11 protein-coding genes and 1 tRNA gene are annotated in these 13,140 nt (G+C 53.2%); 9 read left to right on the top strand and 3 right to left on the bottom strand.

Going from position 1 to position 13,140, the window contains the following annotated elements; genetic code table 11:
* The 8 genes from ACVBEF_RS18020 to ACVBEF_RS17985 form a co-directional block, all read left to right on the top strand.
* A partial coding sequence (locus tag ACVBEF_RS18020; protein ID WP_447125303.1) for a TGS domain-containing protein occupies window positions 1-1,227 on the top strand: 1,227 nt, incomplete at its 5' end.
* A 101-nt stretch (window positions 1,228-1,328) separates the two neighbouring features.
* Window positions 1,329-1,403, top strand: a tRNA-Val gene (locus tag ACVBEF_RS18015).
* A 474-nt stretch (window positions 1,404-1,877) separates the two neighbouring features.
* Window positions 1,878-2,342 carry a hypothetical protein gene (locus ACVBEF_RS18010; protein WP_447125302.1) on the top strand — a complete coding sequence of 155 codons (465 nt, stop codon included), beginning with the start codon at window positions 1,878-1,880 and terminating at the stop codon, window positions 2,340-2,342.
* A gap of 212 nt (window positions 2,343-2,554) precedes the next feature.
* Window positions 2,555-3,232, top strand: a complete 678-nt coding sequence (locus ACVBEF_RS18005; RefSeq protein WP_447125301.1) for a histidine kinase — start codon at window positions 2,555-2,557, stop codon at window positions 3,230-3,232.
* Window positions 3,229-3,939, top strand: a complete 711-nt coding sequence (locus ACVBEF_RS18000; protein WP_447125300.1) for a response regulator — start codon at window positions 3,229-3,231, stop codon at window positions 3,937-3,939. The genes ACVBEF_RS18005 and ACVBEF_RS18000 overlap by 4 nt, the downstream gene beginning before the upstream one ends.
* Window positions 3,940-3,951: 12 nt before the next feature.
* Window positions 3,952-4,965 carry a hypothetical protein gene (locus ACVBEF_RS17995; protein ID WP_447125299.1) on the top strand — a complete coding sequence of 338 codons (1,014 nt, stop codon included), beginning with the start codon at window positions 3,952-3,954 and terminating at the stop codon, window positions 4,963-4,965.
* The gene (locus ACVBEF_RS17990) at window positions 4,962-6,335 is read left to right on the top strand and encodes an autotransporter outer membrane beta-barrel domain-containing protein (protein WP_447125298.1); all 1,374 of its coding nucleotides are present in this window, start codon (window positions 4,962-4,964) and stop codon (window positions 6,333-6,335) included. Before ACVBEF_RS17995 ends, ACVBEF_RS17990 begins: the two co-directional genes overlap by 4 nt.
* 269 nt (window positions 6,336-6,604) lie before the next feature.
* On the top strand, window positions 6,605-7,753 hold the full coding sequence (locus ACVBEF_RS17985) for a class I SAM-dependent methyltransferase (RefSeq protein WP_447125297.1): 1,149 nt from the start codon (window positions 6,605-6,607) through the stop codon (window positions 7,751-7,753).
* Window positions 7,754-7,838: 85 nt separating this feature from the next.
* On the opposite strand, the gene ACVBEF_RS17980 is transcribed toward ACVBEF_RS17985, so the two are convergent.
* The 3 genes from ACVBEF_RS17980 to ACVBEF_RS17970 form a co-directional block, all read right to left on the bottom strand.
* On the bottom strand, window positions 7,839-9,416 hold the full coding sequence (locus ACVBEF_RS17980) for an aldehyde dehydrogenase (NADP(+)) (RefSeq protein WP_447125304.1): 1,578 nt from the start codon (window positions 9,414-9,416) through the stop codon (window positions 7,839-7,841).
* A 111-nt stretch (window positions 9,417-9,527) separates the two neighbouring features.
* Entirely contained in the window at window positions 9,528-10,442 is a 915-nt protein-coding gene (kdgD, locus tag ACVBEF_RS17975; RefSeq protein ID WP_447125296.1) for a 5-dehydro-4-deoxyglucarate dehydratase, read from the bottom strand.
* Between the two features lie 230 nt (window positions 10,443-10,672).
* Window positions 10,673-11,425 carry a FadR/GntR family transcriptional regulator gene (locus ACVBEF_RS17970; RefSeq protein WP_447125295.1) on the bottom strand — a complete coding sequence of 251 codons (753 nt, stop codon included), beginning with the start codon at window positions 11,423-11,425 and terminating at the stop codon, window positions 10,673-10,675.
* 197 nt (window positions 11,426-11,622) lie between these two features.
* On the opposite strand from ACVBEF_RS17970, the gene ACVBEF_RS17965 reads away from it, so the two are divergent.
* A complete protein-coding gene (locus ACVBEF_RS17965) occupies window positions 11,623-13,002 on the top strand; it encodes an MFS transporter (RefSeq protein WP_447125294.1) in 1,380 nt (459 codons plus the stop codon).
* The last annotated feature ends 138 nt before the right edge of the window (window positions 13,003-13,140 follow it).

Below are 13,140 nucleotides of genomic sequence, written 5' to 3'. Positions count from 1 at the left end.
GAAATGCATCACTTTGCCGAATACGGCGTCGCCGCACACTGGCGCTATAAAGAAGCCGGCGGCTCGCATTTCGCAGCACAAAAATACGATGAAAAAATCGCCTGGTTACGGCAACTACTGGCCTGGAAAAGTGAAGTGGTAGACGCCGTTGTCGAGCAGGAAGAAAGTCGGCGCGAATGGCTGGAGAAATTAAAATCGGCCACGCTGGACGACCATATTTATGTCCTGACCCCGCAAGCACGCGTGATCGAATTACCCAATGGCGCTACCCCCATCGATTTTGCGTATCACCTGCATACGGATGTCGGCCACCGTTGTCGCGGTGCGCGCCTGGACGGCGTCATGGTGCCATTGAACACCGCGCTTAAAAACGGCCAGACCGTTGAAATTATTACCGTCAAAGGTGCCGCAGGGACAGCCGGTCCGTCGCGTGACTGGCTGACCCCCGGTTATGCCACGAGTGCACGCACGCGCTCCAAAGTACGGGCCTGGTTTAATGCCATTGAACAGCAAGAAACCTTATCGACCGGCAGGGCGTTGCTGGATAAAGCCTTGCAACGCGAAGGAAAAACCGCCGTCAATCTGGAAGAGTTAGCACGCAAGCTGGGTTTTGCCAAACTGGAAGAATTATTGCTGGCCTTGGCCAAAGATGAATTCAGTTTGCGTCATGTAGAGCAGGGACTGCACGACGATGACATCGTCAAATCCACAGCAACCGACGCTGAGCAAGAAGAGGCGGCCATCACCCACAAAAGTCGTGCTTCCAGCGTAGAGCACGGCGCTAAATCGGGGGTGTTAGTCGTCGGCACAGACGGCTTGATGACGCAGCTGGCGAAATGTTGCAAACCAGCCCCGCCGGACACCATCGTCGGCTTTGTCACACGCGGCAAAGGCGTCTCCATTCATCGGGAAAACTGCAAAAACTTTGCGGAAATGCGCGCCAAAGCACCGGAACGCGTCATCCAAACCAGTTGGGGCGCACCCGCAGTTGAAACCGTCTACCCGGTCGATATCTTTGTTCTGGCAAGTGACCGTCAGGGATTGTTGCGCGATATTTCAGAAGTTTTCCTGCGTGAAAAAATCAACGTCATTGGCGTGAGCACTCAAAGCGCGAAAGCCCATGCACGCATGGCTTTCACGGCCGAAATCGCCTCTACGGCGCAATTGCAGAAAGCCTTAACGGTCATTCGTGAGGTGAAAGGCGTGCTGGAGGCTAAACGCCAATAAGCCCAATAACGCAAAGGCGCGACCGGATCATTCATGCGATAATTGTGTTTCTTCCGGTCCCTTCTTTGTTCGTCGTCAACGGGGCCACATACGTACCAAATGGAAGGTTAGCTCAGGGGTAGAGCATCGCACTCACACTGCGAGGGTCGCAAGTTCGAAACTTGCACTTTCCACCAACATCTCTCTCATCGCATAAAGCGCTTGACTCAAACACCGAATTTCTCAAGTTCACAGAACATCTCTGGTGAAGTACGCCGTCGCTTTTTTAATATTTCAACCTAGGGTGTGTTGACATTTGAGTCTAAGAAAACCCGTTCGTACTGAGTCGCCCCCCCAGGGCGTATCGAAGTATATGTTTGCGTTGGCGCTTCTTCCGATCATCCTGAGTAGCGAAGCGTATCGAAGGATACGGCACTTTGTGCCTACTCAGTCCGAACGGCTTTTTGGTGCTTTACCAATTCCAAATATCAACACGCCCTAGACAAACTTCAAGCATTGAAATGCTTCGCAGCTAATCTTTTTTGCATGCTAGTATCCGCGAGTTGTCTTTAGTTCATCATAAAAGTACGTACGCGATAATCCGCAGCACCAATTGCGCCCCCATTCAACCGCCGTAATACGGCCCTGCCTATTTCATTTGGGAAACCTCATTGAGCCTCAAATTGCGTTTGAATCTGATCGTTGCAGGTGTGTTATTCGTCATGCTGATGGCCGGAGCCCTTCAGGCGATTAGTAATGCGAAAGAGAATGCCCGGGCAGAGGTGGCATCTGCCGAAAAACTCGCGCTCTACATTTTCGATTCCGCCATCCTTACGCATTACAACTTCAATCCCGGCAGTATCGGCAAGCACACATTCGAGTTGCAACGGCTTAATCATATGCGTCACCTGCGTATAGAGCTGTATGACAACTTTGGCAATGAGATCGATAGTAATCAAGTCGAATCAGACATTAAACTTCACAATGAAATGCCGAAATGGTTTGAACAAATATTGGGAACCCAAGGGGCAGGGTGGAAACCCAATGTACGCCAGATAAAGTATCAAGGACTCGACGTCGGCGCATTGGTGCTCACGCCAGACCCTACGTATGAATATGCAGAAATTTGGCATTAAATTATGGATTTACTTTTTTTGTCGTGTATTTTTTTCGTCTCATTGAACTTGATGATTGCCTGGGCCGTAGGTCAGGCTTTGAAACCGACGGAAAAGATATTAATCACGCTCAATGAACTCGAACGCGGCAATTTGAAAGCGCGCCTGCCTTTCTTTGCCCTCCCGGAGTTATCCCCCGCATCGCGGAAAAATTCAATCGCATGGTGGACACCATGGAGCAGAGCATCAGTCGCAACCATTTGTTGTCCCAGCAATTGATTTCCTTGCAGGAGGCGGAGAGAAAAAGTCTGGCCCGTGACTTGCATGATGAATTCGGGCAATGTCTGACCGCCATTCATACGGATGCCAGTGTGGTGCTCAAGCACGCTGAAAAGAAATATCCCGAGCTCTTGGGCAGTGCGGTCGCCATTACTAAAATGTCGCGCCACCTGATGGATTTAGTCACCGGAATGCGGCATCGCTTGCGTCCCGGCATACTCGATGAAATGGGCCTGGCCGCAGCGCTTGAGGAGCAGATCGAAACCTGGAAATCAGGCCATCATACGATGCAATGCAGCTTTCATCTTGACTATGATCCAGAGGGTTTCGACGAGACGGCCGAGGTGACTGTCTACAGAATGGTGCAAGAGTGTCTGACCAATATTTCCCGGCATGCGGCAGCGCGTCGCGTCCATATTCAGATGATCGGGCAACTCCGAGGAACCAAGCCGGGACTGTTGATCAGTGTCACAGATGATGGCAAGGGCTTCGAAGAAAATAATGTAGAAGGGCTGGGATTAGCAGGCATGCGCGAGCGTTTTGCCGGACTGGGCGGGGAGTTTTTGTTAACCACGCTGCCGGGACAAGGAACGCATATTCAGGCATGGATACCCAGCAAAGGCGCGCTATGACGGAGCGCACTCCCATCCATATCATGTTCACGGATGACCACGTTTTTGTGCGTGCTGGCGTGCGTCGTTTGCTGGAGCAGGACGCGCGCTTTTCCGTGGTTGCTGAGGCTGAAACAGGAGAACGTGCCTACCAACTCTACGGCGAATGCCTCCCCGATGTCTGCGTCATGGACCTCAGCATGCCAGGGCTGGGCGGGATGGAGGCGATCAAGAAAATTGTCTCCAGATATGCCAAAGCCAAGTTGCTGGTACTTTCCATGCACGACAATGCAGCATTTTGTTACCACGCACTCAATGCCGGTGCTAAAGGGTATCTGGCAAAAAATAGTCTGGCAGAGGAATTGGTCGATGCCATCGATACCATCATCAGAGGTCAGATCTATATCAGCTCTGACATTAGCCGAAAAATTGCAGCACAACAATTGGATGGAAACGCCCATCCGATGAAACCAAATAATCCTGCGTTTCCTGCCGCAAATTATCCCAATACGCCGGGCTACAATCCGAATCCTGCTACCGTTATCATTAGCCTCGACAGCACAACCAACTTGAGCAATACCACCAGTGGTGTGGTTGTTGCCAATAAAGGTCTGATCACTGCCAGTTATTCGAATACTGAATCGCTGGCTGGCAGCGGCGTCAATAATTGGACCGTTAATAATGCCGGAACAGTGAGCATCAAGGCTGTGGGGCAGGCAGCTGGCTGATTGAGTGCGTTGGTGAGCGACAGTCAGGTCAACGTGTTTGCCGTCAACAATGCTGCGACAGGCAATATCAACGCCACCCAATCGGTCAACATCAGCGCCAATCCGGCCACCGATTACCAATTGAGTTTCAGCAGCTCCAAGCTGGTGTACGCGGCAACTGACGGTTCCAGCACCAAAGCCATTGCTGTGATTTCCGGTATTTATACCGATGACAATATCAACGCCGTCAACATCAACAATGCCGGTAACCTGAACGCACAGGGGAGTTTTAGCGCGGCCTATTATGGTCGGGCCGATACTACTATTACGAATACCGGGACGATCCAAAATACCAGTTGGACCAGTACCATCTCGGGCAGTACCGGAGGATTGTTTACCTCCTACGGGAACACGCGGACCATCTACAACGTCGCCGTCATCGACACCAGCGGGCTCAGTCTCGATAACGCAGGAACGATCAAGGGCGATCTGCTGGTCATCGATACGACCCCGACCACCTGGGCTGCTGCGCAGGCTCAAAATATTAATCCTTCGTATCTGGTCGCAAGCGGCTCCAGTGCCGGTCCGCGTGACAGCAATGTGAGTAACAGCGGGACCATCACCGGCAACGTCTTTCTGGGTTCCGGCACGCACGTATGGGATAACAGCGGAACGATTAACGGCAACATCCATGTCGATCAGGGAGGTGGCATTGCCACCTTTGCTGTCCTCTCGCCGTTGTCGCCACCTACGCATTACCTCTACACCACGGCAGGTTCAACCACCACCGGCACGACTGGCGCTGCTTGTGCGGTCAGTGGCGGGACAAATGATCCGTTCTGTGCTCTGACCACAAAAGTCTTGGGCGCGTACGTCGGAGGACAAACGTTTAATTTATCCAACAGTGGCACGATCAACGGCAATCTGAGTATCGCCAACTTGATGTCTGCCAGTCAGATCACGTTCAGCCCAACGATTACCGGCAATGGCGTCGGTTCTTCTCTGACCAACCCGTCCGGGCAGATTAATGGGATTAATGGGATATGAGCGTAACCAACGCCAGTGTCGCCACTACGCCATTGCTAGCCTTGGGCTATACGGCAGGCAGCGCTGGCAACGTCAGCTTAGCGCCGGTGATTCAATCGGGCGTCACCGTGACGAATGGCGCCTGGTACAAGGTAGCCAACGCCATTGCAGGCAATGTGCTTAGTAGTACCGCGCTACCGACGATCCAACAACCTTCATCGGGTCTGATTGCATGGACGGATGCCATCAATAATGCTGGCAATCTGGTGCCAGGCGCGACCATTAACAGCAACAGCACTAGCATTCCCGGCATTTCAAACGCCGGCGCAAATGCCCTCAATGCCTTGTTGCAGTTTAATAGTGCCACCGGTAATGCGATAGAAGGTTTGGCTACAGCAGGAGCCGTGCGTCAGGCTGCTGAACAATTGCGCCCCGAAATCAATGGTGCCTCTACCCAGTCTGTCATGCGCGTCTCCGACAAAGTATCCAACCTGATCGGTGCGCATTTAGCCGAGAAAAATTCGATTGCATTGAGTGGCAGTGGCGCAGACGAAGAGAGCGCTAGCGGTGCCATCTGGATGTCTGTTTTTGATGTACACGGTAGCGAGAGCACGCGCCAAAACGTTGACGGCTACACCGCCAATGCTTACGGTTTGCTATTGGGCAGAGATCAGATGATCGACAGCACCACACGCGTCGGTGGCGCGCTCAGCTACGCCAATAGCAATGTGAATGACAAGGGCGTCAACCTCGGTAGCCATACCAACATTGACAGCTATCTGGCTACTGCATACAGCACAAAGCACTACGATGATTGGTATATGAATGGTGTGCTAGGAGTGGGCAAGCATGACATTGGCAACACCCGCAACGTGTTAAGCAATACGGTCAAGGGCAGTTATGACGCCTGGCAATATAGCGCCAGTGTCGATGCCGGAAAACCTGTGATGGTGGGAACCACGACGGTGACACCCGTTGCGGCCCTGACCTATAGCTACCTCAATCAAGGTGCGTATACCGAAACCGGGACCGGTGCGTTGATGGTCAATACGAATGGCATGAATTACGTGCGCTCCGGGCTTGGTGCAACGGTGTCGCATCCTTTATCGTTATCGGCATTGAATGCGCATCTGGAATTTCGGGCAATGTGGAATCATGATTTTGCCAGCACGATGCAGAATACAACGGCAAGTTTTGTCGGCGGTAATGGCAGTACATTCACCACCAACGGCCTCGGTGCTGCCCGTGACGGTCTTGATCTTGGTGCCAGCCTGCTGTTGTTTGGCACCGGCAAAGCACTCAAACACACGTTGGTCCTGCGCTATGACGTAAAAATCAAAGACAAATACCTGAGCCAGGTGGCATTGCTGCAGGCGGGGTTTGAGTTTTAAGTAGTCCGTTTGACGCGTAACTCGCACGGCAATTGTGCAGCGCCTGCTGCACAATTGTCGTTTTCATTTGTGCACGCTTCTGAAAATCCACGATAAAAATAGAGATGGTATTTGAGAAATTTCTTAATGCAATGACATTCCCAAGTAGCAACACTCTATTAAATTGATTAAGAATAATCTGTGTTTGGCGCACTATTTATGACGACATACCTATTCCCATTGTGGAAAATTGTTATGTAAAAATTAACATAACCAGCCGCCAAAACATCATGGACAATCATCCTCTTTTCGAACAAAGCAAACCACATCACGCACCACCATCAGGAGTGACTGCCGCATCACTGGCAAGCGTTCTCAATCCAGCACCAGAAATAGCACTGCCGTCGGTGACAGCGCAGGACTTAGCCGGGCTGTATGCCAGGCTGGCACCATTACTACAAGTGGAGTTGGCGGCTTTAGGGTGGCTGGCAACAGACGCGCCATCTCCCAAAGGCCATTTTGTACAGTGGCGCGAACATAGTTTGCGCTTGCTTGACGCGCACGGACTCTCGCAACAAGCGCCGCAAGACAGGGATGTTTTATGGGCAGATTGGAAAACCTATCGCGACGGTGCCCCAGCAAATTCCACCCAGCATGTTTTGATGCAATTGCTCGATGTGACGTTACGGGCATTGCCGGAGATATTACGTGGCGAACTGCCAGCGGCCGTTGTGTTGTTCCCGGGAGGGGCGATGACTTTGGTTGAGGGTATTTATCGCGATCATCCGGCGGCGGACTATTTCAATGCCGTGCTAGCCGAACGGCTGCTAGCTTATGTCGAAGCGCAGGTCGATCCGTATAAGTTACGCATATTGGAAATCGGTGCCGGTACCGGAGGCACCAGTAGCACTTTGTTCAAACAACTGACGCCTTATGCCGCACACATCGAAGAATATTGTTATACCGATTTGTCACCAGCATTCCTGCGCCATGCACAACAACACTATGCGCCACAGACCCCGTATTTGCAGACACGTCGACTCAACATTGAACGCATGCCGACAGAGCAAGGGTTCATGCCGGGACACTACGACATCGTCATCGCCGCCAATGTACTGCATGCGACGCGCGATATTGGCCGTACTCTGCGGCATGCCAAGACCCTGCTCAAGGCGGATGGCTTGTTGCTGCTCAATGAACTCAGCAACACCAATTTATTTACCCATCTGACCTTTGGGTTGCTCGATGGCTGGTGGCTGGCTGAAGATAGTACGCTACGCATTGCGGGTTCACCAGCGCTCACATCGGACAGCTGGCAACAAGTACTCAGGGAAGAGGGATTCAACCATATCGATTTTCCGGCAGAAGCATCACATGGTCTGGGACAGCAGATCGTGACGGCTTTGAATGGCGGCGAAGATCAGTCTACCTCAAGCTGAGCTGCAGAAATCCGATCGCGATAAAAAAAGCTGCTGCATCCAAATGGACTGCAGCAGCTTTTTTATTGCCCGAAATTAACGAGGTTTAAGCCTGCTTCATTTCGCCATCACGCAAACGCCACAAGTTAAGCGGATTACTGTCTTGCAGCGCCGTTGGCAACAACCATGTCGGCAAGTCCTGATAACTTACCGGACGCAAAAAACGGTCAATTGCAGAAGCGCCGACCGAGGTACCGCGACTGTCTGAGGTTGCCGGAAACGGGCCACCGTGAACCATCGCGTGCGAGACTTCGACGCCGGTCGGGTAAGCATTGACAAGAATACGGCCAACTTTGCGTTCCAGTGTCGGTAGCAGGGTTTGCGCAGCGGTCTTGTCGTTTTCAGTTAAGAACAAGGTTGCAGTCAATTGGCCGTCCAGATACTCGGCGATTTCCTTGAATTGGGCGATATTGCCGCATTTGATGAGCAGCGAACTTGCGCCAAAGATTTCTTCTTCCAGTGCCGGATTGGCAAGGAATGTCATTGCATCGGTGACGAACAATGCCGCTTGACCGGCGCAGGCGCTGGTGCCGACCTGCCCACGCGCCAGCAGCGAAACGCCCGTTGCGCCTGCTAAACGGCCAACGCCGTCGTTAAATGCGGCGTGAATGCCCGGGGACAGCATGGTGCTGCCGACTTTGCCTTGCAGGGCAGTGGCGGCGGCTTCGCAGAATGTATCGAGGTCAGGGCCATCAATGGCAATCACCAGACCCGGATTGGTACAGAACTGACCGGAACCCATGATCAACGAATCAATGAAACCGCTACCGATTTTGGCGGCGTTTTGCGCCATGGCGTCTGGCAACAGGAACATCGGGTTGATGCTGCTCATTTCCGCATAGACCGGAATCGGCTCATCGCGTTGCGCGGCGCTACGTACCAGCGCCAGTCCACCTTGACGGGAGCCGGTAAAGCCGACCGCCTTGATCGCAGGATGGGACACCAACGCCTGACCGATGGTGCGGCCATCGCCGTACAGCATGGAGAACACGCCTTCTGGCAGGTTGCAACTGGCGACCGCTGCTTGCACGGCTTTGCCTACCAACTCCGATGTGCCGGGATGGGCGGCATGCGCCTTGACGACGACCGGGCAACCGGCCGCTAATGCAGAAGCGGTGTCGCCACCGGCGACGGAAAATGCCAGTGGAAAATTACTCGCGCCAAACACCACAACCGGGCCCAGTGCGATCTTGCGCAAACGCAGATCAGGACGTGGTGGAGTGCGCTGCGGCAATGCTGAATCCAGCGCTGTAGCTAACCAGTTACCGTCGCGTATGACTTTGGCGAACAAGCGCAATTGTCCGACAGTACGACCGCGCTCACCTTCGAGGCGCGCTTGCGGCAAGCCTGATTCCAGCATGGCGCGTTCAATCAAGACCGGACCCAGATCAAGGATGTTCTGCGCAATTTGTTCAAGAAACGCCGCACGCGCTTCAAGCGAAGTGTCGCGATAGGTGTCGAAAGCTTGCCCTGCCAGCGCACAGGCGCGCTCTACGTCGGCCACGGTGCCGGTGGCGAAGGCGGGCTCGATGGCTGCGCCAGTGGCGGGGTTAATTGCGTGAAATGGGGCTGCGCTGCCGTGTGCGGCAGTTTTGCCGATCAGCATGTCGCCATTGATGTGAATAGTCAAAATAATCTCCTGAAAATAGAAACGAAGTCGGCGTGTTGCGATATGAAGTCGCAACACGCCGTAAGAATAGCCCGGTCACCACAGACCGGCATGAAAGAAGAGACTTTATTGTGGGCCGAGCGTAGCGATCAACGCGCCGAGTTCTTCATGTTCTTGCGGGTTCAGATCGATCAGCGGCGTGCGAACCGGGCCAGCGCCGTGTCCGACCAGCGTTGCACCAGCTTTGACGATACTGACGGCGTAACCGGCTTTCTTGTTACGAATGTCCAGATACGGCAGGAAAAAGTCTTTAATCAGACGATTGGTAGTTGCAAAGTCATCGGTGCGGATGGCTTCGTAAAATGCAATCGCTGTTTTTGGGATGAAGTTAAAGACCGCCGATGAGTACACCGGTACGCCCAGCGCTTTATAGGCTGCTGCGTAGACTTCAGCTGTTGGCAAACCGCCCAGATAAGTAAAGCGATCGCCCAGTTTGTGGCGAATCGTGACCATGGTTTCGATTTCGCCGACGCCATCTTTGAAGCCAATCAAGTTCGGGCACAAGTCAGCCAGTTGCAACAGTGACTCAGCAGTCAGCTTGCAAACGTTACGGTTATAAATGACAACACCAAACTTGACCGATTTACAGACCGCTGCGATATGCGCGACCAGACCGTCCTGGCTGGCTTCTGTCAAATAATGCGGCATCAGCAAGATACCGTGCGCACCCAGGCGTTCAGCTTCTTGCGCGTAAGCGATCGCCGTGCGGGTCGGGCCACCGGCACCGGCCAGAATCGGGACTTTGCCACGGCATGTTTCAACGGCCACCTTGACCACCTGTGTGTAGTCCTCAGCTGTCAACGAAAAGAATTCGCCCGTGCCGCCAGCGACGAACAGAGCGGTTGCGCCGTACGGAGCAAGCCATTCCAAACGGTCAGCATAGGTGCTGGCAACGAAATCGCCTTGCGCGTCAAAGTCGGTGATAGGAAACGACAACAGGCCGGAGGAGAGAATTTGTTTCAGGTCTTCAGGAGTAAACATGGAGGGTGCCGGTTAGGGGTAATGAGAGGGGTTAATAAGAGACGAGGGCATAGAAGCGATCACGTTACAGATCAACGCCGATTTCAAACACCTCACTTGTTATCAGTCATCGTACAACATGAAATAAAGAAATGCAAGGCCGAGTTGATTTAGTTCTAAGTTCGTTGGAAGCAGGGCGTCGCAGCTAAAAGCCGACGCCCGTTGCCGCTCAACTGCCGCTCAATTGCGACTCAGCTGCCGTTTCCAGTCTCAATCAGTTCCTGAGCGCGACGCAGGCGTTCACGACTGTTGCTCAAATGCGTGCGCATGGCAGCGCGGGCCGACTCCGGGTCCTGGCGTGCGATGGCGTTAAAAATATCTTCGTGCTCACGGTTGACGCGTTCCATATAAATAGCCGGATCGTCGTGCGCCAGCTGGGCCGAGTTCAGGCGCGAACGTGGAATGCTATTGCTGCCGAGGTGGCTAAGAATGTCATGGAAATAGCGGTTGCCCGAAGCCTGTGCAATGGTCAGATGAAATTGCAGGTCGGCTGTCACAGTTTCGCCGCCGCCAAGACAGCTAGCCTGAAATTTGTCGAGCGCGTTGCGTAATTGCTCCAGTTGCGCCTCGCTGCGGCGACTGGCCGCTAATCCAGCCGATTCCGTCTCCAGACTAATGCGCAGTTCAAGAATGGCAAGCACGTCGCGCATCGTGATCACCGTGGCGGGGTCAATACCCAGATGATGCGTTGGTGCCGGTGCCAGAGCAAAGGTGCCGATGCCATGTCGGGTCTCCACCATGCCTGCTGCTTGCATGTGGGAAATCGCTTCCCGCACCACGGTCCGACTCACGCCCTGAATGCGCATAATTTCTGACTCGGTGGGCAATTTATCACCCGGATTGATCGTGCCTTCGCGGATACCATCGGCGATATAGGCGACGATGCCTTGCGCTAAATTGCGGTGTTTTTTTGGCGGCGCCGATGGGGCGGAGGGAAAGCTCATGACGTGTATCCGTTTAAATGATTGATTGAGAACTTGATTGCTATTTTTGAATGGGCTGATTATACTCCCACGTCAGTTGTCTGATGACTGATAACACTGCGGTTGATGTCTTAAAAGAATAAATGAAAAGTAGACTTACTGCAGTTTAAAGCTGCCGTTTAAAACCAGCGCCCTACGTGATGCTCCAGGAGACAAAAATGCATAAACAGCAAGCCATTTTACCCGGGGCAAACGCCGCGGCAACCCGCGTCCGATGGAGCATTCTTGCGATCCTGTTCATCGTCACTACCATCAATTTTGCTGACCGCGCAACGATTGCGATTGCTGGTCCTGAGCTGAAAAAATTACTGGGTTTATCGCCGGTCCAAATGGGCTTCGTGTTTTCTGCTTTCGCCTGGTCGTATGTACTGGCGCAATTGCCGGGCGGCTGGCTGCTGGATCGTTTCGGCTCCAAGATCGTGTATTTCTTCAGTATTTTCCTCTGGTCGGTGTTTACCATGATGATGGGCTGGGTTGGCTTCTTTAGCGGTGGTACCGCCATTGTGGTCTTGTTTGTGTTGCGCCTGCTCATCGGTGCTGCCGAAGCGCCTTCATTCCCCGGCAATAGCCGCATCACTTCAGCCTGGTTCCCGACCAACGAGCGCGGCACCGCCGCCGCCATCTTTAACTCAGCACAATATTTTGCGACCGTGTTATTTGCCCCGTTGATGGGCTGGCTGGTACATACCCAGGGTTGGCAAAGCGTGTTCTATGTCATGGGCGGCCTTGGCATTATGATGTCTCTGGTGTGGCGCAAGACCATTTATGGACCGAAGGATCATCCGCGCATTAATGCAGCAGAACTTGCTTACATAGAAGCAGGCGGTGCATTGGTCGATCTTGAAGGCGGGGCCAAAGGTGCGCAGACTGCCAAGATTAATACCTTTGCCTGTATTAAGGAGTTGCTCAGCAATCGCATGCTGCTGGGCATTTACATCGCCCAATATTGCATCAATACCCTGACGTATTTTTTCCTGACCTGGTTCCCGGTATATCTGGTCACCGAGCGTCATATGACGATCCTGAAGGTCGGCTTTGTCGCCGCCATACCCGCTATCGCTGGCTTCCTCGGCGGCGTCCTGGGTGGCGTCATCTCCGACCGCCTGATCAAATCCGGTTGCTCTTTATCGGTCGCACGCAAGATCCCCATCGTAGGCGGCATGCTGCTCGCCATGTGCATGATCTTTTGTAATTACGTCAGTGCAGACTGGCTCATCGTCGCCATCATGACCCTGGCATTTTTTGGTAAAGGCATAGGCGCATTGGGCTGGGCGGTGGTGTCCGACACCGCGCCAAAAGAAGCAGGCGGGCTCAGCGGCGCGTTGTTCAACACCTTTGGCAACGTCGCCGGGATTACCACGCCGATCGTCATCGGCTTCATCTTGCAGGCGACCGGCTCATTTTCCGGCGCGCTGGTGTTTGTCGGTGCCAATGCCGCAGTGACGATTCTGTGCTATCTGTTTATGGTGGGCGACATCAAACGCTTTGCCTTCAAGAAAGCGCCTGAAGCGTCCGCGCTAGCACAAAGCGTTGTTTAACACAGTAGTATCAGGCACCACCAAGGAGACTTTGATGAGTTCAGTAACAATCGACACAGCAAGCCCATCACGTACAGCACCGTTGTATATCAAGATGCACAACAACGACAATGTCGCGATTGTGGTCAATGATGGCGG

The organism is Glaciimonas sp. GG7, assembly GCF_052976905.1.
Note: the sequence above shows the minus strand (reverse complement) of the source record. Positions and strands in the feature narration are given on the sequence as shown.